Raw genomic sequence first — 21,119 nt, 5'->3', positions numbered from 1 at the left:
GCAAAAAGCCTCCCGCGGTTTTTTTGAACCGTATTACAGGTCATAACAGCGCAGGGAAAGCCGGATGCGGTGGGTACCGCCCGCCGGCAGCAGCCTTGCCCGCCCTTCCCGGCGTTCGTTCTGCATACCGGAAATCTCATTGTTTGACGGCTCGATCCCGAGCGCATATTCGCCCGAGCGGGTACAACGCCACTGCGCGAGCGTCGGCAGGTATTCCGTTTCATATGAAACGGCGACGCCGATTTTCAGCGCCGGGTTTTCCAGGCGTATCGTGCACACGCCGTCCCCGTCCGGCTGCGGCGCATGGAAATATACGCTTTCCGCGGCATCGTCCACGGGGGGCACAATCCGATCCCACACATCCAGCGTCTGCCGGGCGTCCTCGTTCCGGGGGCGGGGCTTCCTGCCGCCGGTCGGGATGTGTATCTGCAGGCTTTCACTGAGAAAAGGAAAACCGAAATTAAAGTGATATAAAAGCAGGTAATCGGTATCGTTGTAATCGCAATTTTCTATTTCATCCGTAATCTGCAGTTCGTTTTCAGACATCCGGGTTGAAATTTCCCGCGTGAGGCATAAATCATAGGCTTCAAGCGCGGTATCGCGGGTGACGGATTTGGCGCAGAGCACATAATCGTCGTCCGAAAAACGGGAATGGTACCATGACTGCTCGCAGGGAATGGTGCTGATCCGGCCGTGCGTATGGGCAAACCGCCCATATTCGTCCGTCTCCTCAGGGCCGCAGTTCTTAAGGCCGCAGGTTGTCAGCATCCCGCCGCTGAAATAGCGGTCAAACTCGCCCGGAGTGGGCGACGTTTCGTGGGGGGAGCATAACCCGTTGCGGGTCAAAAGACCGATATTAATTCCTTTAAAAGAGAGCTGCGCAATATCCATGCCGCGGTCCGGGAGCAGGGTATAGTCGAGCCCGCTGCCGTTGCGGACGCGGAGGGCGCGCATCCCGCGGGCGCGGCCGCTTTGATAAACGGTCTCCGTAATCCCCGCAATTTGCGAAATATTGGCGCAATAGCGCCGGAGATTCTCTTTGGTATAATCCTTGCCAAGTAATTTCACCATATGTTCCAGCCTCCTTATGGGGGGAATTCTAACATGGGGCAGGGGAAGAGTCAATGTAACAAACAAATGAATTGTGGTAATATTTTCTGCATTTGCGGGAGAAAAATATTTTTTTAATTTTCCGCTTATTGAGTGAAAATGCGTAAAATGGTACTATGATATTGACCGTTGATATCTGTAAAGCGGATTGTCTGCGCAGGAAGGGCTGCGGCAAAGGGGTGGATATCGTGAATAAAGAAAAATACCAGGCGGGAGAACGCATATTGGAAGATACGCCGGTCATGAGCGAGGAAGGCGTATTCAATCATCTGCTGTCACAGCAGAACCGGGAAACGGCGGGCATCGTCGGGGCAAAAGACCTTTCCAAAAACGTCCCCAACGAACTGCTTCCGGTTATGGAAATGAAGTTCGTCAGCGTTGCGACCTTAAGCAACAAGGAAGGGCTGTCCGGGGTCAACCATGTCCACGATTGGTGCGATATCAGCTATGTGATGCGCGGGCAGCTCGTCTATGAGATCGACGGGAAAGAAAGCACGGCGCGCGAAGGGGATGTTGTAATGATTCCGGCGGGGGTCCGCCACCGCGAAATCGCTCCGTCGGACCAGGATTTCGAGGTTTTTTTCCTTTGTGTGGACTTTACAAATATGGGCCGCCGGATTGACGTAACCGATTATATCGGGCACCGCGGCGTGATCTCAACATGGTATTCCCGCGAAATTTATAAAATTTGCGAGAATATGCTTTCCGAGGTAACCTTCCGCTCCAAGGGCTACCTGCTGAATTTGCGGGCGCTTGTGCTCAACCTGCTCGTTTTGCTGTGCCGCGCCCAGGAAGAGCCGGAACAGCGGATCAAAAGCATTAAGCGGATTAACAGCATCCGGAAAAAACGGATCGCGGACGAAGTGAAATCCTACCTGGAAACGAACTATATGCAGAAGATATCCCTCGACGACCTGTCGCAGGCGTTCTTCTTCACCCCGCAGTACCTGTCCACGCTTTTCCGCAAGCAGACCGGGCATACGATTATCGAATACCTGAACATTACGCGAATTAAAAAAGCGAAAGAAATTTTCCGCAAAGGAGAGCTCAACGTTTCCCAGGCCGCCCTCCAGGTGGGCTTTGGCGATATGCACTATTTCGGCAAGGTATTCAAGCAATATGAAAAGCAGACTCCCATCCAATATATTGTGGAATTAAAGGGCGGAACAGAGGGAGAAACAGGGGATTTTCCCGCCGAGGACGATGCCGGGAACGAGTAAAAAGCACGATTTTATCCTGTGGGCCAAGTGATTAAAATCGTTCCTCGCGCAATTAAAATAGATGTAGTTTGGACAGCTTTTATTGATTATGATGGAATCATAAAATAAAAGCTGTTCTTTTATTTCTTCTCTTAAGAAACGCAATAGCAATACAAAAATCATTGTTTTAATTTTTATTCGGCAATCAACGTAAAATGAACGCGAGGGTATTATGACACGGCAGGACGGGTATCTTCTTACATTTGATATTGGAACCACCTCGGTAAAGACGTGCGTGTTTAACCGGAAACTGGAAAACATTGCGTCCGGGACGGAAGAATATTCACTTAATACGCGGGACGGAAACATTGTGGAGCTCGAAGCGGAACAATACTTTGAAGCGCTGGTCCGCGGTTTCGGCGCGGTGGCGACTGATGAAATCCGCCGGGGAATCAAGGGAATTACCATTTCCTCGCAGGGCGAAACGCTGATCCCTGTCGACCGCGCCGGGACTCCCCTGCGCAGCGCGATTGTGTGGCTCGACGGCCGCGCGGGGAAGGAAGCGGAAGAAATCGCCGCCCTGCCCCTGCACAGGGAATTTTACCATCGCACGGGCCTGCTGACGGCGGACGAACTGTGCCCCGTGGCAAAGGTGAAATGGCTTGCGGATAACGAACCCGGTATTTACCGGGAGGCCCATAAAATATTGCTGCTCGAGGATTACCTGCTGTTCCGCCTGTGCGGAAGGTTTGTATCCGAACGGACGATACAGTGCTCCACCGGATATTACGACACACGCCACGATTGCTGGTGGACGGAAATGTTTGACGCCCTGCACCTTGATATCGATAAAATGCCCGGGCTTGTGGAATGCGGGGAAGAGGTCGGCACACTCACAGCCGCCGCGGCGCAGCGGCTGGGGCTTGCGGAAACGGTGCGCATCTTCGCGGGGGCAATGGACCAGATTGCGGCGGCGGCCGGGGGCGGAAACCTCGGGGAAGGGATCGTTACGGAAACGACGGGAACGGCCCTGGTCATCATGGCGACAACCGATGCGGAAGGCTTTGACAGGGCGGAGGGCGTTATCGTCTACCGCCACGTACTGCCCGGTAAGTTCTACTATACGCCCTATTGCACAACCTCGGGAATGATCCTGAAATGGTTTAAAGATACGTTTTGCGCCGAAGAGGCGCGGCGCGCGGAAGCGGAAGGAAAAGACGTGTACGATATTCTCTGCGGCATGGCGCTCACCGTCCCGCCGGGGGCGGGCGGGCTCGTAGCGCTCCCATATTTCACCGGGATGCTCCAGCCGGAAAACAATCCCTCGATGCGGGGAATTTTTGCGGGGCTTACACTGAATACCGGGAAAGCCCATTTCATCCGCGCAATCCTCGAAGCCGTCGCCTATATGCTCCGCGAAAACCTTGAATTAATAGAAAGCCGGACGCATACGGAGGTCAAACAGGTACGTTCGTTTGGCGGCGCGTCCAAAAGCGCCGTATGGCGGCAGATCAAGGCCGATATCTGCGGGAAGCAGCTGGTCACGATGCGGCAGACGGAATGCGCAAGCCTTGGCGTCGCAATGCTGGCGGCGTGCTCGCTTGGCTGGTATCCGGACCTCGCGGAGGCGGCAAAGGCCCAGGAACCAGCGGCGCTCAGCCTGCCGGACGAAAGGAAACGGGAGGTCTACGATAAAGGGTACGGCGTCTACCGGGAGCTGTACCAGGCAACCAAAGGAATCTACAAAAGGAATTGACAGGAGGAATCAGCATGCCAACATTTACAAAGCCTAAAATTGGACTGCTCGGTTTGATGGCGGGAAGCTACGAACCGATTTTTCCGGGAATTATCGCCCGGCAGGAGGCATACGCGCGTGAAATTGCCGCGGATGTCGCGGACGTGGCGGACGTCTATTTTCCCGGCGCCGCCACAGACCGCGAAAGCATTGCAAACATCATGCGTGAATTCAACCAGATGCAGCTTGACGGAATTTTAATCATCCTGCTGACTTACAGCCAGGGCGCGTGGCTGGTGCATCCGCTGCAGGATAACCGACTTCCGGTCGCGCTTGCGGTCGTCCAGCCGGACCACGAGGTAAAGGACGACTGGGAAGAGCTGGAACTGACAGTCAACCAGGGCCTGCACGGCGCGCAGGATAATGCCAACGCGATTGCGCGCTTGCAGCTGCCCTGCCCGATTTTTGCCGGGGACAGGAAAAGCGCCGGTTTCCGGACGTTTGTGGAAGATTTTGCAAAAGCGGCGCAAACCCACCGGCACCTGCGGCGGATGAAGGTCGCCGTCATCGGGAAAATGGAGGGCATGAATGATATCCTTGCCGATGAAATGGCCGTGCTCCGGAAAATCGGGCCCGAATATTGCCACGAAACGATCGGCTCCATCTATTCCTGCATGGAAACGGTCACCAAGCAGGAGATCGACGAATCGATCCGGCGGGATAAGATGATTTTTGATATCGACCCCGGGCTTACCTATGACAGCCACGCCTATGCGACCCGCCTGTACCTCGGCATCAAAAAGTTCCTCGACGACGGCGGCTATGACGCCTTCACCCTGCACTTTGATTTTGCGACCAACGACCTGCGCATCAGGCAGCTCCCGCTGATGGCGGCCTCGCACCTGATGGCGGACGGGTACGGCTACGCCGCCGAGGGCGATTCGCTCTGCGCCTCGATGGTCAGCGCCGCCCATTGCATCGGGAATGCGGACGGCAATTTCACGGAAATGTATTCTATGGATTTTGAGAAAAACGCAATCATTTTCTGCCACGCGGGGGAAGCGAACTGGGCGACCCACAGGAAGGATATGAAGCCCCGGCTGATCGACAGGTACCTCGGGGAGGGCGGCCTTGAAAACCCGCCGACGCCGATTTTCACCCCCGAGGTTGGCCCGGCGACGCTGACGTCGCTGACGCCCCTCGTGGGCGACCAGTTCAGACTCCTGGTCTGCGACGGGGAAATGCTTCCCAAGTCCGACCTTAAGCGCTGCGAGATGCCCTACTTCTTCTGGCGTCCGAACAGCGGCATAGAGCAGTGCATCGAGGGCTGGACGCGCAACGGGGGAACGCACCATGAGGTTATCAACATTGGTTCCGTGGCGAAACGGTGGGAAATGCTGGCCGCATATCTCGGCGTCGAATGCGTAACGATATAAGCAGGAGGGGAAATTTTTAAATGCTTCAGGTCGATATGTAAACACTCTCCCTGAAACGGTTGACAGGATGGCGGGCACAACCTAAGATTGAAATATAGCCCATATCAGGCGATTCATTTTATTTTTGGCATACGCCATAAGAAGCAATACCGTTCCAGAATCAGAAAAAGTTTGCCCGGATGGAACTCCGGGCAGTTCATGTGGTTTGTAAGAAAAACTGCAAATTCAATTTATATTAGCTAAGGGAGGAATAGAAAATGAAAAAAGTAATTGCGCTGGTATTGGTGTTGGTACTGGTTGCCGCTTGTGCCAGCTGCGGCGCGCCCACCGGCACGACGACCACCACGCCGGAAGCGGGCCAATCCGCAGGACAGTCGGCGGAAGAGACGGGCGGAAGCGCGTCAGCCGAGGCACAGGACGGGGATATTGTCCTTAAATATTGGATTACGCCCGCCATGGCGAACGAAGCCGATATGCAGACGCCGGAGGAAGACTGGTTTATCGTCCAGAAAATCCACGAGTTTGAGGAAGCGAATCCCGGCGTAAAAATCGACTACACGGTAATTACGGACGACGGTTCCCTGCCCCAGATGTTCAAGGCGGCCGCGATGACGAACGATTGCCCGGACATCATCAACGTATGGTCGGGAAATACGCTGTTCCAGCTTGAAGACCTTGTGGTCGACCTCACGGATTTGATTTCCAAGGACACAAAGGATAACATGGTTGGGTGGGACGCCACGACGCTCGCAAAAGACGGCCAGGAAAAAATACTGGCATATCCCACAAGCGGAAACGAAATCAACGGTTTCTTCTACAACAAACAGATTCTCGCGGACTGCGGGCTCGATTATGATAAAAACCCGCCGGCAGACCTCGACGCGTTCCTGAAAGATTTACAGACGATCAAGGATAAGGGCTATACGCCGGTTTACGCCGCCGACAGCGGCTGGTCGAAAGGCTACCTGTCCGTTTTCGCGGCCTATTGGCAGCAAATTTCGGGCAAAGACCGCATCGTGTCCGACGGAGGCGGGGAAGCGTCGTTTACGGACGATGAAGGTTTCCTGCAGTCCTTCAAAATCCCGGCCGATATGTATGCGAACGGGCTGATGAACGCGGATTATGCAAGCGTTGCTTCCGCGGACGACAAAGCGGAATTCCTGATTGGAAAAGCGGCGATCCTGGCAGGCGGAAACGGCGAAGCTTCCACAATCGTCGACGCGCTGGGACTCGAGAACGTCGGCTTTATCGCTCCCCCGTCCCCGGCGGACGCACAGACAAAGAACGCGGGTATCGGCGGCGCAGGCCAGGCCCTCGCAATTTCCCAGACCTGCGAGAACCAGGATATGGCGGTTAAATTCCTGGAATTCCTCGCCAGCAAGGAAGTCCATGCAGAGCTCGCCGACCACATGAGCAAACTGCCCCTGCGGACGGATGTAACGGCGGAGGAGCTGAACATCGAAGCCGGTTCGGTTTACGAGCAGATGTATGATGCGGCCCAGGGATATGTGTTCTGGGTAGACAACCTGCTGAAACCCGACGTGGCCGCCGAATTGATGGCGATGTCGGCACAGGTTGTGATCGGCCAGATGACGCCGGAAGACCTGGCAAAGGACCTCGACGGGGTTGCCGCTGCGGCGGAATAAGGAAACAGATATAAAGAAGATGTAAGAACGGTTTTGCTGTGTATGTGCTGCGGCCCGGCCGCAGCACATACACAGATTGATGAAGCGATGCAAGAGGAGGGGGCGCTATGAAAATCAAACAGTCGCGCATGTTACGGAGAGAAAAATACCAGGCTTGGCTTTCCATAGCACCTACGCTTATACTGATTATTATTATGTGCGGATATCCGCTCATACAGACGATTGCCACAAGCTTTACGCAATGGAACGGGATTGGCGATCCCAATCCGGTTGGATTAAAAAATTATATCGATATTTTGTCCGGATCGCAGTTTTACCTGCTGCTGAAAAATAATTTTGTATTTTTGCTGTTTATTCCGGTCCAGATTGTGATCGGGACGATGATCGCGGTCTTTATCAACGACGAGGTGCCGGGCTGGAAGGTATACAGGGTCGTTTACTATATTCCGCAGGTCATTTCGGCGGTCATCGTGGGCTATCTCTTTATGGTCATGTTCGGATATGAAGGCCCGGTCAACCTGATGCTCCAGGGCCTCGGCGTTATAAAAGAGTCGATTGGATGGCTTGAAAGCGGAACGACGGCAAGGATCGTCGTCCTGATCTGCCTTGTGTGGGTCAATATCGGCTGGCAAAGCCTGCTGTCGCTCGGCGGCCTCGCGTCCATTCCGCCCTCGCTCTATGAGGCGGCGAAGCTCGACGGGGCGGGCTACTGGAAACGTCTTTTCAAGATCACATTCCCGATGCTCGGGCGCACGATTGAGTACTCGTGCATCGTATCGGTCATGTGGGTTTTCACGGGAATCTTCCCCTACATTTTTGCCCTCACGGGCGGCGGACCGGGCTATGAGACGGCGACAATCGATTATATGATCTATTTGAAATCCTTCTCTGCCAATTCGCAGTACGGCTATGCGTCCGCGTTGGCAGTGCTCCTGATTATCATTGTTTTGATTTTCACCGTAATACAGCTGCGGGTTTCGGACAAACAGAACAGCTGGGAGGGATAACGCAATGCAGAAAACATGGAAAAACAAGGTGGGAAGGGCGCTTCTGGTCGCAATACTGGTTGCCCTTGTGGTTGTGTTCCTCTACCCCCTGATCTTCATGGCGCTCAACTCCATGAAGGATAAAATCGAATATTACTCGAATGCGTTTGCGCTGCCGACGGCGCCCACGCTCGATAATTATATCGCGCTGTTCAATAAGTTCGGCATCGGGCGTTACCTCGGCAATACGCTGCTGATCAGCGCGGGAAGCCTGGTGCTTACCCTCGTGTGCGCGCTTTTCGCCAGCTATGCCTTTGCGCGGATGAAATTCCGCGGGAAAAGCCCGACCTACCTTTTTATCATTTGCACAATGTTCCTGCCCGCGCAGGTCATTATGATCCCGCTCTATGTCATGTATGCGAAAATGGGGCTCATCAACACCTATACGGGCGTGATCCTCGCGACGACGGCGGCCATGCTTCCCAATACGATCCTGCTGCTGCGAAGCAATTTCATTACGATCGACAAGGAAATTTTCGAGGCGGCGAAGCTCGACGGGGCGGGCTATTTCCAGATTATTAAAAACATACTGATCCCGCTCGGGAAACCGGCAATCGCCATCTCGTCGATCTTCAATTTCCTGGTGGTGTGCAACGACCTGTTCCGGCCGATGATCCTTTTGCAGGCGGCGGACAAACGAACGCTTACCGTGGCGCTGGCCGCGCTGTCTTCCCAGAAATTCGGGGACCCGACCTACCTGTTCGCGGGCCTCACGATCAGCGCGCTCGTACCGCTGGTTGTTTACCTGATCTTCAGCAAATCCATTGTAAAGGGCCTGACGGTCGGCTCGATCAAATAAAGGAGAAATTATTATGGCAGTTAAAATCAGCATACTCGGCGCGGGAAGCGGAATCTTTTCCCTGAACATGATCCGCGACCTGTGCCTTACGGAAAACCTTCAGGACAGCGAAATCTGCTTTATGGATATCGATGAGAAACGTCTCGATGCGTCGTATACGCTGTGCATGCGGCTCGCAAAGCAGATGGGAATGCGGCTGAACCTTTCCAAAACGACCAGCCGCGAAGAAGCACTCCGCGGCGCGGATTTCGTTGTCAACACCATCCTTATCGGCGGCTACAAGGGCTGGAAGGAAGGCTGGAGCATCGCTAAAAAATGGGGTTACCGGATGGGCGGAAGCATGCATATCATGCATGACGAAGCGTTCTGGATCAATTTTTACCAGCTGCGGATGATCGAAGAGGTACAGCTTGATATCAAGCGGATTTGCCCGAACGCCTGGTACCTGCTGGTATCGAACCCCGTGATGGCGGCGACAACCTACCTGCGCCGCAAATACCCGGAAATGAAAATGGTGGGCCTGTGCCACGGGACAGGGATGATCCGGACAATGGCGAAAACCATGGGGCTCGACATCAAAAGGGTTTCGTGCGAAATACCGGGGATCAACCATTTTGTGTGGATGAACGAATTTTATTACGACGGGAAGGATGCGTTTCCGCTCCTCGACCGGTGGCTGGAAGAGCACGGCGAGGAATATTTCGCAAACTGCGAATACAGCGACGGCATGGGTCCGAAGCCAATGGACCTTTACCACCGCTACGGCGTAATGCCGATCGGCGACACCGCCAATCCGGGCGGCGGCGCGTGGGGGTATCCCTATCATTCGGACCGGGAGGTGGAAGAATCCTGGAAAGAAGACCCGGATACATGGTTCAACAAATATTTTGATATGAGCGCCGACCGCGTGAAAGAAATCGAGCAGGCCGCGTACGATGATACAAAGGATGTGCTGGCCCTTGCGGGGAAGGAGCACTCGGGGGAACCGATGATTCCCCTGATCGAATCCCTCGCCTGCGGGGTAGAACGCAACATTGTGGTCAATGTTTTAAACGACCATGAATATGTACCGGGCTTCCCGCGCGATTTCGAGGTGGAGGTGCCCGCCTTCTGCGGCAGCCACGGGGTGCAGCCGATCGTCATGAATCCGCTCCCGAGGGCAATCCTCGCGCATGCGTACCACGACAGGATCGCCCCTGTCGAAATGGAGCTCGCGGCGTTTGACGCCCACGATAAAAACCTGCTGGTCGACCTCGTGATGATGGACCCGCGCTCGCAGTCCCTGAAGCAGGCGGAAGGGCTCGTAAACGAAATTTTCGATCTTCCCTATCATTCCGAAATGAAAGAATGGTACGGCGGAAAATAAGCGGAAGTAAAATCGTCCCGGGCGTTTGTCCCGGGACGAGAGCTTGTCGAAAAAGTCTCGCCGCTACGCGGCTGGACACTTTTTCGAGGTTGCGGCGGTTTTGCTGTCAGGCTGTGCATGACGGCCGCAAAACCGCCATATGAGCGGACTTGCGGGCGCGCATGTCGCCCTTGTCCGCGATTATAAATCAAGGGGCCTTGCCCCTTGACAATCCCTGCTGAAAGGTTTTTTTGATAGCCTGTCGTCCCGGGCGTTTGTCCCCGGGACGAATGCCGTTCCCGGACGAATCCGGCGGCGGCCGTTTTTCGGTCCGCCGCCGCTGTGAGGAGAAATATGAAAGTTACAGACGTAAAAATTAATGGCATTGTGAATCCGGTAGGGTTCGCGTTTCCGGATGTTTCGGTTTCGTGGCGGGTGACGGATGCCAGGGATAAAAAGCAGGCCGCCGCCGAAGTGCTGGTGGCGGCGGACGAGCATATGGAGCATGTCCTTGCGCGCAGGCAGGGCAGGCTTGACTGCGCGGGAGAACGGGTAGAGCTCGCGCTCGCGCCCCGGACGGTTTATTATGTAAAAGTGAGGGTCACCGGCGACGGGGGCGAGACGGGGGAAAGCGAAACCGCTTTTTTTGAAACGGGAAAAATGGACGAGCCGTGGAGCGCGCGGTGGATTGGCCAGCAGCCGGGGGACGAGTTCCACCCGCTGTTTGAAAAACAGGTCAGGATCGCAAAGCCGCTTAAAAAGGCGCGGCTTTATATCTGCGGGCTGGGCCTGTACGAAGCGTATATCGGCGGCCAAAAGGTGGGGGACGAGCTGTTTGCGCCCTTCCTGAACGAATACCGCTACGCCCTGCAGGCGCAGACCTACGACGTAACGGATTTGCTGCAAGAAGATGCGGCCCTGTCCGTCATGCTGGGAAATGGCTGGTATAAGGGACGCCTCGGGTACGACGGACGGCGCGGGATTTACGGGGACCGCTTCGCGCTGATTGCGGAGCTAACGCTTTTTTATGCGGACGGCACGGCGGAAACACTCGTAACGGACGAAAGCTGGACCTACCGCGCGTCGGATATCGAATACTCGGATATCTACGACGGAGAGGGAATCAACCGTTTGACGCGCGAGGGAGGCGGGAACGACTGCCGCCCGGCGGCCCTGCTTGACATGGACACGCGCCTGCTCCAGGACCGGCGCAGCCTTCCGGTGAAGGAAATGCAGGAACTTGCGGTGCGGGAGATTATCCATACCCCGCGCGGCGAAACCGTGCTGGATTTTGGCCAAAATTTTGCGGGCTACGTGACCTTCCGGGCCAATCTCCCGAAGGGAACGAGAATCGTGCTGCGGCACGGTGAAATATTGCAGGAAGGCTGCTTTTATAACGAAAATTACCGGACGGCAAAGTCCGAATTCACCTATACCTCCGGCGGGTACGAGGAATGGGTGCGCCCGCATTTCACGTTCATGGGCTTCCGCTATGTATGCGTGGAAGGATGGCCGGGAGAGCCCCGGAAAGAGGATTTCGCAGGGAAGGTAATCTATTCGCAGATGCAGCGCACGGGCTATCTCGAGACGGACAACCCCGACCTTAACCAGCTGGCGGAAAACGCGCTGTGGGGAATGAAAAGCAATTTCCTCGATATGCCGACCGACTGTCCCCAGCGGGACGAGCGCCTCGGGTGGACGGGCGACGCGCAGGTGTTTGCGCCCACCGCGTCGTTTTTTATGGATACGCGCGCGTTTTATGATAAATATTTGTGGGATTTGCATAACGACCAGGTAGCGCACGGCGGAGCGGTCGCCTACTATTTGCCGAACATCAACAACACCCCGGGCGGCTCGTCGGTATGGGGCGACGCGGCGACGTTCATCCCCGACGCCCTATACGATATATTTGGCAGCAAGCGGGTCCTGGACGGGCATTATTCCCTGATGAAGGACTGGGTCGACTGGATTGCGCGAAAGGACCGTGAACGGGAAGGCGGCCCCAAATATCTCTTCGATTTTGCATTTACGTTCGGCGACTGGCTGGCAATGGACGGCATGACGCCCCAAAGCGTAAAAGGCGGGACAGACGACGCCTATATTTCGTCCGTTTACTATTATGCGTCCGCAAGGAAGCTTGAACGGGCGGCGGGCCTGCTGGGCCGGGAAGAAGACGAAAAAAAATACGCTTCCCTCGCGGAGCGGATTTCGGAAGCGATCCTCCGGGAATATTTTTCACCCTCGGGCCGCCTGTGCATCGATACGCAGACAGGCTATATCATCGCGCTGCATTTCGGCATATACCGGGACAAGGGAAAAATCCTCCGGGGCCTGAAAAACCGGCTGAAAAAAGACGGATACCGCATCAAATGCGGTTTTACGGGCGCGCCGCTGATTTGCGAAACGCTGGCGGAAAACGGGATGGAAAAATGGGCGCAGTATTTGCTGCTGCAGGACGATTTTCCCGGCTGGATGCATTGTATCCGCCTGGGAGCGACCACCATCTGGGAGCGCTGGAATTCGGTGCTCGACGACGGGTCGATCAGCTCCACGTCGATGAATTCTCTGAACCACTATTCCTATGGTTCCGTTATTCACTATGTTGTCCGCGATATCGCGGGCCTAAGGCCGCTTGAGCCGGGCTATTCCCGGGCGGAGATCAGGCCGCGGCCTTCCCGTGAAATCGGGAAAATGAAATGCGCATACCTGTCGGTACGGGGCGAATACCGCGTGGAGTGGGAAGCCAGGCCGGACGGAAGCGTCGACCTCACGGTTTGCGTGCCCTTCGATTGCGAAGCCGTCCTGCGGCTTCCGGAAGAAGAAGTTCTCCTTACGGCCGGGGAAACAAAACTCAATTACCGGCCCGCGTGCGATTTCCGCAGGCTGTACGACTGGGAAACCATCCTTGAGACCTACCGAAAGGATGAACGCGCCATGACGGTGCTGAAGGAAAAGCTGCCGGAGGCATACGAACGGGCGGCGGGCGGCGATCCCGAAGACCTCAGCCTCAGCATGCGGGATTTGATGGGCATGTCGTGGGCAGGGTTCCTGCCGGAGGATGTGCAAGCCGCTGCGGAAGCCTTGTTCGCGCTCGAGGCGGAGCCCGATTGAGGATGGGAACAGGAATACAAAAAAGCCATTTGCGGGGATTATCAAGGGGCAAGACCCCTTGATTAAACTTCGCGGACAAGGGCGACATGTGCGCACGCAAGTCCGCTCATATGGCGATTTTGCGACCGCTGGCAAAGCCTTGCAGCAAAATCGCCGCAACCTCGAAAAAGTGTCCAGCCGCAAAGCGGCGAGACTTTTTCGACAAGCTCAAGCCCCGGTCACCAGACCGGGGCTTTGGTATCTCAGCCGACTTTATTCTGTTCCTGCAGGACGGGCCGCTTTTTCGGCGTGAAGTTTTCAAAAATAATTGAATCCGTATATTGCCTGGCGCGTTCGTATTCCTCGCGCGTGCGCACCGTCCATGCGAAAATCGGCGCCCCGCTCCGGCGCAGGCGGCGAATCAGGCGCGAGTCCACCTTTTGGCACTCATAGCTGATAAAATTCGGACGGCAGATAAAGTTGACCCCGAGGCGCTGCACCACCAAAAGCAGCTTTGAAAGGAAAAAGCGGACGACGCAGTCCATCCCCGCAGGGAAATTATCCTTGCACAGGGAAAAATTACAGGAAAGCTGTCCGCGGTAAACGTCCGGCGCATTTTTCTTGAACCAGCGCACCGAAAACGGCGAAAAAGACTGGACGGCATACTTACCGCCGTATTCTTCCATCATTCTGTAAAGCTCGCGCTCGAGGTCCCCCGCAAATCCCTTTCGTTTAATCTCGATCAAAAGGGGAACCTGCCCTTTAATCAGCAGCAGCGTTTCGCGCAGGGTCGGGATTTTGTATTGCGTCCCTTTGAGCCGCAGCTTGCGCAGCTCCGCAAACGTATAGTCCTTGATTCTTCCGTCCACGCCGGTCATCCGCTTTAAGTTGGGGTCGTGGAATACCACGATCACCCCGTCGCGGGTCCGGTGGACGTCAAGCTCGATTGCGAAACCGTGCTTTACCGCGTTCGCAAATGCGGGCAGTGAATTTTCAGGATATTGTTCATTATGCAGCCCCCTGTGCGCATATTGATAATCTGTCAGCCACGTTTTTTCCGCGGGCGGCGCCGCTTTTGTCATCACCCGGTCCAGTATCAGGACGGCGGCTGCAATTGCGGCCAATACGAGACTGACAATAGAGACTTCCGAAAACATCTAATATGATTCCTCCAAGCGTTGATTTCGATTCCCAGTATAACAGAAGGAAATGAAAATACCATATAGGAAAAATAAAGATTTTATTAAGTTCCTATAAAATTGCCGTAAAACCCCTGCCGGACCCACCCGGCAAGGATAAGGCTTTGCGTTTTGTTATTTAAACTTAATATCCACCCGCTGTTTGCCGACATAGTGGATGTTAACCGTCCCCGGCCCGGAGTGCGCGCCGATCACCGGCCCGGTGTAATTAATCAGCGTTTCCTTGATTGTGGGGAAACGTTCGTGGATCAGGCCTTCCACATATTTCGCCTCTTCCAGGGCGTCACCGTGCCCGATGTAAACGATTTGGCCGTCGGGGTTGTCAATGTCCCCTTCCATTTTATCCACCATGGCAATCAGCGACTTCTTCCTGCCGCGGATTTTTTCCACCGGGATAATTTTTCCTTCATTATTAAAGGCCAGCACCGGTTTTATGTTAAGCATCGTCCCGAGGAACGCGCTTGCGCGGGATACGCGCCCGCCACGCCGCAGGTGCTCGAGGCTCTCCACCGCAAACCAGTGGGTGATTTTCCATTTCAGCGCTTCCGCATAATCGCGCGCTTCCTCGATGGAGGCGCCTTCGTTTTTTTTGTTGCTGACAAGGTGCACGAACAAGCCGTAGCCGCGCGACGCGGACAGGGAATCCACAATAAGGATTTTCCTGCCGGGATATTTTTGCATCAATTGCTCCGCGGTCATCAGCGCGTTGTTATACGAGCCGGATAACCCGGAAGAAAATTCAAGATGCAGGATATCCTTACCCTCTTCCAGGATCGGCGCAAAGAATTCCGTGTAACGTTCCGTATTTACCATAGACGTGGTGGGCATGGAACCCGCGCGTACCTTTTCATAAAAATCGTGCGTCGGGATGGAAACGCCCTGGTCGTCGTAATATTCGCGCCCATCCATAAAAAATTGGTAAGGAAGGACCGGAATGCCGCGTTCACACACAAAAGCGGTCGGAAGGTCGGCAGTGGAACTGCAGGTAATCACATAATCAGCCATTACATAAATCTCCAATCATTTTTATTGCGCCCGGCCCATCCGGGGCCTAAAACACATGGCTCCCGCAAACGGCCGGCGCACCGCCCAAACATGCATTATACGGGCGTACGCAACTATATACAGTATATCGTTTAGGGGCCTGAAATGCAAGAAGGGAACGAAAAAAGGAGGCTTTTGGGAAAACGAAAAATTATTTTCTGAAATTTGCATTTATGACACATGCGGGCTATTGCGTTTCATATTCTTTTGTATTAGAATAGATATGCTAACGATGGGGTATACATGTGCGGTGCACATGGTTACATAAATTTTAAAGAGGAATTTGTTGGAGGTAGAAAATGCAACTTTCCGAAAAAGCACTTGCAATTTCGCCCTCGCTGACACTCAAAATCACGGCGATGGCGAAAGAAATGAAGGCGCGGGGGCTCGATGTGGTAGGCTTTGGCGCGGGGGAACCGGATTTCGATACGCCGCAGCACATTAAAGACGCGGCGGTGGAAGCCATCCGTATCGGTATGACGAAGTATACGCCCGCTTCGGGCACGCTTGAACTGAAAAAAGCGGTGTGCACGAACTTGAAAAAGAACCACGGCCTTTCTTACGAGCCGAACCAGATCGTGATTTCCAACGGGGCGAAGCATTCGCTGTTCAATACGTTCCAGGCCATCGTCAACCCGGGCGACGAAGTGCTGATTATCGCGCCCTATTGGCTGACCTATCCCGAGCTGGTCAAGATGGCGGGCGGCATTCCCGTTTATGTGGAGGCGAAGGAAAGCAACAATTTCGAGCCCCTTGCGGCGGATATCGAAGCCGCCGTGACAGATAAAACAAAAGCGATCATCGTAAACAATCCGTCCAACCCCTGCGGGTGTATTTATTCGCAGGAAACGCTCGAAGATATTGCGGGGATTGCAAAAAAGCACGATTTCTTCATCGTTTCGGACGAAATATACGGAGAGCTTGTATACGACGGAAACAAGCATCTTTCCATCGCAAACCTTTCGGACGACGCTTATGCCCGCACGATCCTGGTAAACGGCCTTTCCAAGACCTACGCCATGACGGGCTGGCGCATCGGCTATACGGCCAGCACGCCCGAAATTGCCAAAATTATGGGAAGCTACCAAAGCCACGCGACCTCCAATCCGTGCTCTGTCGCGCAGTTTGCAGGCGTGGAAGCGCTGACGGGCCCGCAGGACGAAATCAAAAAAATGCGCGACGAGTTCAACGAGCGCAGGAAGCTTATGGTAAGCCTCGTAAATGCAATCGATGGAATTTCATGCGTTACCCCGATGGGCGCGTTTTATGTAATGATGAACATTTCCAAGCTTAAGGGCCGCAAGCTCGAGGGCGAGGAAATCAAAGGCTCGGTGGATTTTGCGGAGAAGCTGCTCGAGAAGAAACTCACGGCGGTCATTCCGGGCGCGGCCTTTGGCGCGGACGATTTTGTGCGCCTTTCCTACGCAATTTCCCGTGAAAATATCGAAAAGGGAATTAAGCGTATCGCGGAATTTGTCGAAATGCTTGACTGACGGAAATGGAGGAAGCTATGCCTTCGGAAAACAACAGGTACAGCAGGACGAACCTGCTGCAGGAAAACGATTATAATTACACCTTGCAGGATGTGGCGGAGGCCAACCTGTTCAGCGATATGTTCGATTACGACCAGGTGCCGAAAATCACGTTCAACCACCGGACAGTGCCCATGCATTTTCCGGATGAAATCTGGATTACGGACACCACCTTCCGCGATGGACAGCAGGCGCGCATCCCGTTTTCCGTAAAAGAGGTCGTGGACCTTTATAAGCTTTTGCATAAGCTTTCCGGTCCGAAGGGAATCATCCGTCAGAGCGAATTTTTCGTGTATACGGAAAAGGACCGCAAGGCGCTCGAGGAATGCATGGCCCTCGGCTACGAATTCCCTGAGATCACAACGTGGATTCGCGCGAACAGGAAGGATTTCGCGCTTGCAAAGGATATGGGAATCCGTGAAACGGGCATTCTCGTTTCCTGCTCGGACTACCATATTTTCAATAAAATGGGTATGACGCGCGGACAGGCGCTCGATAAATACCTCGGCGTCATCAAAGACGCCCTCGATATGGGCATCGTCCCGCGCTGCCACTTCGAGGATATCACCCGCGCCGATTTTTACGGCTTTGTGGTGCCGTTTGCGCGCGAGCTGATGAAGCTGCGCGATGAAAGCGGTATCCCGATCAAAATCCGCATGTGCGATACGCTCGGCTATGGCGTTTCCTATCCGGGCGCGTCCCTGCCGAGGAGCGTGCAGGGCATTGTATACGGCCTGCGGTTTTATGCGAACGTGCCGTCGACGCTGCTTGAGTGGCACGGCCACAACGATTTTTACAAGGTGGTGTGCAACGCGGCCACGGCGTGGCTGTACGGCGCTTCCTCCGTGAACTGCTCGATGCTCGGCATCGGCGAGCGCACGGGCAACTGCCCGATCGAGGCAATGGCCATCGAGTATGTGCAGTTAAAAGGGACGCAGGACGGCATGGACCTTCGCGCCATCACGGAAATTGCGGATTATTTCGAGAAGGAGCTGAAATACGACATCAACCCGCGCACGCCGTTTGTGGGCAGGAACTTTAATTCCACCCGTGCGGGCATCCATGCGGACGGCCTTTTGAAGGACGAGCAGATTTACAATATCTTCAATACGGATAAAATCCTTGGACGGCCGGTCACGGTGGTGATTGGCGAGCATTCCGGCCTTGCGGGAATCGCCCACTGGGTCAACGCGCACTTCAAGCTGGACGGGGCCGGGAAGATCGACAAAAAGTCAGAGCTGGTGCGGAAGATCAAGGAAGAGGTAGACCGCCAGTATGCGGAGGGCCGTACCACCTCCTTTGGTGATAACGAGCTGGAAATGATTATCCGGGATGCGGACTATATGAAATATGCGGCCCTGTGCGCGCATATGGCGGATATCGACCAAGCCAATGACTGACCGGAAACGGATGAAACGGCCTTCCCGAAACGGAGGGCTGTTTTTTATAGGGAAAGAAGCGAATCCCGCAATTCCTGTTGAGGTATAAAATTTGCCGGAACAGGCAAACCATAGCATTTTCGGCAGATTGCCGGTATAATAAAAATATAATCCTACAGCGGATTCGGAAGGCCGAAGCCGTCGCCCGGGGCGCGCCCCCGGTTGCCTGCTCCGGCCGCAAGGCTGCACAAACCGATCAATTGGGAGAATCAAAAATGCGGACGAAAAAAACCTGTAAAATACTTGCAATAATCCTGGCGGTGCTGCTTGCGTTCCAGCTCGGCGCCGTGTGCTTTGCCGCGGAAGGAACGGACGGCGGGGAAAATGCGCTGCCGCCTGCGGAAGTCGGCGTGCAGGCAAATGGGCCCGCCCTGGCGGCGACGGGGGGTGGCACGGATATCGTGATTTACCATACCAACGATATGCACGGCGCGGTGACATATAACGAGGGAAGTAAATGCATCGGGCTCGACCGGGTGGCGGCCATCAAAGGGCAAACGCCCGATTCCATATTGGTGGACGCGGGCGACGCGACGCAGGGCCTTCCCTTTGCCTCGCTTACGCAGGGCGCGGACGTGATCGACGTAATGAACGCCGCGGGCTACGATGTGATGGCGGCCGGAAACCACGAGTTTGATTACGGGACAGACCGTTTCCTGTCAAATGCGGCGCGCGCTTCCTTCCCCATTCTGGCGGCGAATGTTTATAAAGATGGGCGGCCGCTTTTGGAATCGGGCGCAAGCAACGGATGCCACTTCATCGTCGAGCGGGCCGGGAAAAAGATCGGTTTTTTCGGGCTCACAACGGCGGAGACCGCCACGGCGACAAACCCGGGCGGCATTGCGGGTGTGGAATTCAAAGACGAAATTGAAACGGCGAAGCGCGAAATCGACGCGCTTACGGCCGAAGGCGCGGACGCGGTGATTGCCCTTGCGCACCTCGGGGAATATACCAACGTTCCGTGCGACAGCAAGAAGCTTGCGGAAGCCATGACAGGCGCATACCAGGGAAAGCTTAACGTGATCATAGACGGCCACAGCCACACGCTGGAGGAAAAGACGGTGAACGGGGTGCTCATCGCCCAGACGGGGACGGCGCTTACGAACCTTGGGAAAGTCACCCTTCATTTTGACGATTCGGGAAGCGTGACCCCGGCGGGGGAACTGCTTTCGTATGACGATATGATGGCGGTTGCGCCCGACGCAGACGTAACGGCGAAAATCGACGCGGTAAACAGCAGCCAGCAGGAACTCCTTTCAAAAGAGGTCTGCCGGGTTTCCAATACCCTGTGGGGCGGTTATGTGGACGGAATTGCCGAACCGCGGGTTGTGGAGACAAACCTGGGGGATTTCACGGCGGACGCCTACCGCGACGCCGCGCAAACATTCCTTGCAACGGCCGCCGGAATGGAAGCCTACCGGAATAATCCCGTAATCGGCGTCGAGAACGGCGGCGGCATCCGCGCGTCGTTCGCAAACGGGACGCTTACCAAAAACGATCTTGTAAGCGCGTTCCCCTTTTCCAACACGCTGATGATAAAACAAATTACGCCCTCCGTTTTGTTTGAAATGCTGGAGGTGTCCGTATCGTCAATCACCGGGCAGGACGGCGCGACGGGCTTGCTCTCAGGCCAGCCGAGCGGCGGCTTCCTGCAGGTAAGCGGCGTTCGTTTCACCTACGATCCCTCCGCCCCGCAGGGCGCGAAGGTAAAGGAGGCTTTTTTGGAAGGAAGCGGCACGCCCCTGCAAAAAAACGATACCGTGACAAAGCTTATGCTGGTATCGAACAATTTTGTCATGAGCGGCGGCAACGATTATACAATGCTCGCTTCCCTGCCCCTCATAGGCGAAATCGGCGGAGAGCTTGAAACCGTGGAAGCCTACGTTCTCTCACAGACCGGCGGAGGCGGTGCGACGCTCGCGGCCGGAGGCCCGGCGGGGCGGATTGTGCCGGAAAGCGGATATGTACCCAAGGATTATACCGTAACGGTCAAGGTGCAAGACAGCGATGGAAACCCGGCGGCCAATATGCCGGTGTCCTATTACCTCGACGGGGGAGCCCCGGTATGGACGCAGACGGATGCAAACGGAGTCCTTGCGGTCACAGTGCCGGACGGCCCGCATGGGCTGGCGCTCTCCGAAACGCAAAAACAGGTCTATATCAACAACTATACGGGCGCGGGAACCGTGGAAAACGAATTCCGTCCTTTCCCTGTGCTGCTGTATCAGGAACCGGTCGAAAAGCCGCAGCCGTCGCCTACGGCACAGCCGACCGTGAGCCCCACGGCGCCAGCGCAGCCGACGGTGACTCCCGCGGCCCGGCCCTCCGCAGCGCCCACGGCGCCGCAGGAGCCGGAAGGCGCTCCCAAAACCGGCGATACGTCTTCCATGGGCGGATACCTCTGGATGGGCCTTCTCGCGGGCGGGGCCTGCGCGGGCGGGGCGGCCTCCCAGCGCAGGAAAGGCAAACGGGCGGCGTAACGCAGGGCCGCGCGACGCC

The 21,119-nt window shown here is 55.3% G+C and carries 14 protein-coding genes; 11 read left to right on the top strand and 3 right to left on the bottom strand.

The window, feature by feature from the left end:
* Nucleotides 1-33 precede the first annotated feature (33 nt).
* A complete protein-coding gene (locus BBD38_RS02960) occupies nucleotides 34-1,071 on the bottom strand; it encodes a DUF4432 family protein (RefSeq protein WP_066684340.1) in 1,038 nt (345 codons plus the stop codon).
* Between the two features lie 155 nt (nucleotides 1,072-1,226).
* On the opposite strand from BBD38_RS02960, the gene BBD38_RS02955 reads away from it, so the two are divergent.
* From BBD38_RS02955 to BBD38_RS02920, 8 genes are all read left to right on the top strand, one after another.
* Nucleotides 1,227-2,330, top strand: a complete 1,104-nt coding sequence (locus BBD38_RS02955) for an AraC family transcriptional regulator (RefSeq protein WP_082989452.1) — start codon at nucleotides 1,227-1,229, stop codon at nucleotides 2,328-2,330.
* 211 nt (nucleotides 2,331-2,541) lie between these two features.
* Nucleotides 2,542-4,065 (top strand): xylulokinase, encoded by a 1,524-nt coding sequence (locus tag BBD38_RS02950; RefSeq protein ID WP_066684336.1) that lies wholly within the window; start codon nucleotides 2,542-2,544, stop codon nucleotides 4,063-4,065.
* Between the two features lie 14 nt (nucleotides 4,066-4,079).
* The gene (locus BBD38_RS02945; RefSeq protein ID WP_066684334.1) at nucleotides 4,080-5,480 is read left to right on the top strand and encodes an L-fucose/L-arabinose isomerase family protein; all 1,401 of its coding nucleotides are present in this window, start codon (nucleotides 4,080-4,082) and stop codon (nucleotides 5,478-5,480) included.
* A gap of 257 nt (nucleotides 5,481-5,737) precedes the next feature.
* The gene (locus tag BBD38_RS02940) at nucleotides 5,738-7,126 is read left to right on the top strand and encodes an extracellular solute-binding protein (protein ID WP_066684333.1); all 1,389 of its coding nucleotides are present in this window, start codon (nucleotides 5,738-5,740) and stop codon (nucleotides 7,124-7,126) included.
* A 107-nt stretch (nucleotides 7,127-7,233) separates the two neighbouring features.
* Nucleotides 7,234-8,133, top strand: coding sequence for a carbohydrate ABC transporter permease (locus BBD38_RS02935; RefSeq protein ID WP_082989451.1), 900 nt, complete (start codon nucleotides 7,234-7,236; stop codon nucleotides 8,131-8,133).
* A 4-nt stretch (nucleotides 8,134-8,137) separates the two neighbouring features.
* On the top strand, nucleotides 8,138-8,971 hold the full coding sequence (locus BBD38_RS02930; RefSeq protein WP_066684331.1) for a carbohydrate ABC transporter permease: 834 nt from the start codon (nucleotides 8,138-8,140) through the stop codon (nucleotides 8,969-8,971).
* A 13-nt stretch (nucleotides 8,972-8,984) separates the two neighbouring features.
* Entirely contained in the window at nucleotides 8,985-10,337 is a 1,353-nt protein-coding gene (locus BBD38_RS02925; protein WP_066684329.1) for a family 4 glycosyl hydrolase, read from the top strand.
* 333 nt (nucleotides 10,338-10,670) lie between these two features.
* Nucleotides 10,671-13,427: an alpha-L-rhamnosidase gene (locus BBD38_RS02920; protein ID WP_066684327.1), complete on the top strand. Its 2,757-nt coding sequence runs from the start codon at nucleotides 10,671-10,673 to the stop codon at nucleotides 13,425-13,427.
* Nucleotides 13,428-13,669: 242 nt separating this feature from the next.
* Here BBD38_RS02920 and BBD38_RS02915 read toward each other — a convergent pair whose 3' ends face one another.
* On the bottom strand, nucleotides 13,670-14,563 hold the full coding sequence (locus tag BBD38_RS02915) for a glycerophosphodiester phosphodiesterase family protein (protein ID WP_082989450.1): 894 nt from the start codon (nucleotides 14,561-14,563) through the stop codon (nucleotides 13,670-13,672).
* A 156-nt stretch (nucleotides 14,564-14,719) separates the two neighbouring features.
* Nucleotides 14,720-15,610, bottom strand: coding sequence for a DegV family protein (locus BBD38_RS02910; RefSeq protein WP_066684325.1), 891 nt, complete (start codon nucleotides 15,608-15,610; stop codon nucleotides 14,720-14,722).
* A 338-nt stretch (nucleotides 15,611-15,948) separates the two neighbouring features.
* Here BBD38_RS02910 and BBD38_RS02905 point away from each other — a divergent pair, with 338 nt between their 5' ends.
* The 3 genes from BBD38_RS02905 to BBD38_RS02895 all read left to right on the top strand — a co-directional run bounded on the left by BBD38_RS02905 (nucleotide 15,949) and on the right by BBD38_RS02895 (nucleotide 21,100).
* A complete protein-coding gene (locus tag BBD38_RS02905) occupies nucleotides 15,949-17,142 on the top strand; it encodes a pyridoxal phosphate-dependent aminotransferase (RefSeq protein WP_066684323.1) in 1,194 nt (397 codons plus the stop codon).
* 17 nt (nucleotides 17,143-17,159) lie between these two features.
* The gene (locus BBD38_RS02900; protein ID WP_066684321.1) at nucleotides 17,160-18,581 is read left to right on the top strand and encodes a 2-isopropylmalate synthase; all 1,422 of its coding nucleotides are present in this window, start codon (nucleotides 17,160-17,162) and stop codon (nucleotides 18,579-18,581) included.
* Nucleotides 18,582-18,835: 254 nt separating this feature from the next.
* The gene (locus tag BBD38_RS02895; RefSeq protein WP_066684319.1) at nucleotides 18,836-21,100 is read left to right on the top strand and encodes a 5'-nucleotidase C-terminal domain-containing protein; all 2,265 of its coding nucleotides are present in this window, start codon (nucleotides 18,836-18,838) and stop codon (nucleotides 21,098-21,100) included.
* Nucleotides 21,101-21,119 lie beyond the last annotated feature (19 nt).

Origin of the sequence: Christensenella intestinihominis (assembly GCF_001678845.1) — a bacterium.
In the GTDB taxonomy this organism is placed as follows: Bacteria; Bacillota; Clostridia; order Christensenellales; family Christensenellaceae; genus Christensenella; species Christensenella intestinihominis.
The sequence above is the reverse complement of the archived record's forward strand: the minus strand, read 5'-3'. Positions and strand labels throughout refer to the sequence as shown.

Excerpts from the sequence above, each read along its gene's own strand:
- BBD38_RS02900 (WP_066684321.1), top strand. The coding sequence starts at position 17,160 with ATGCCTTCGGAAAACAACAGGTACAGCAGGACGAACCTGCTGCAGGAA.
- BBD38_RS02910 (WP_066684325.1), bottom strand. The coding sequence starts at position 15,610 with ATGGCTGATTATGTGATTACCTGCAGTTCCACTGCCGACCTTCCGACC.
- BBD38_RS02945 (WP_066684334.1), top strand. The coding sequence starts at position 4,080 with ATGCCAACATTTACAAAGCCTAAAATTGGACTGCTCGGTTTGATGGCG.
- BBD38_RS02955 (WP_082989452.1), top strand. The coding sequence starts at position 1,227 with ATGATATTGACCGTTGATATCTGTAAAGCGGATTGTCTGCGCAGGAAG.
- BBD38_RS02935 (WP_082989451.1), top strand. The coding sequence starts at position 7,234 with ATGAAAATCAAACAGTCGCGCATGTTACGGAGAGAAAAATACCAGGCT.
- BBD38_RS02895 (WP_066684319.1), top strand. The coding sequence starts at position 18,836 with ATGCGGACGAAAAAAACCTGTAAAATACTTGCAATAATCCTGGCGGTG.
- BBD38_RS02930 (WP_066684331.1), top strand. The coding sequence starts at position 8,138 with ATGCAGAAAACATGGAAAAACAAGGTGGGAAGGGCGCTTCTGGTCGCA.
- BBD38_RS02915 (WP_082989450.1), bottom strand. The coding sequence starts at position 14,563 with ATGTTTTCGGAAGTCTCTATTGTCAGTCTCGTATTGGCCGCAATTGCA.
- BBD38_RS02925 (WP_066684329.1), top strand. The coding sequence starts at position 8,985 with ATGGCAGTTAAAATCAGCATACTCGGCGCGGGAAGCGGAATCTTTTCC.
- BBD38_RS02950 (WP_066684336.1), top strand. The coding sequence starts at position 2,542 with ATGACACGGCAGGACGGGTATCTTCTTACATTTGATATTGGAACCACC.
- BBD38_RS02905 (WP_066684323.1), top strand. The coding sequence starts at position 15,949 with ATGCAACTTTCCGAAAAAGCACTTGCAATTTCGCCCTCGCTGACACTC.
- BBD38_RS02940 (WP_066684333.1), top strand. The coding sequence starts at position 5,738 with ATGAAAAAAGTAATTGCGCTGGTATTGGTGTTGGTACTGGTTGCCGCT.
- BBD38_RS02960 (WP_066684340.1), bottom strand. The coding sequence starts at position 1,071 with ATGGTGAAATTACTTGGCAAGGATTATACCAAAGAGAATCTCCGGCGC.
- BBD38_RS02920 (WP_066684327.1), top strand. The coding sequence starts at position 10,671 with ATGAAAGTTACAGACGTAAAAATTAATGGCATTGTGAATCCGGTAGGG.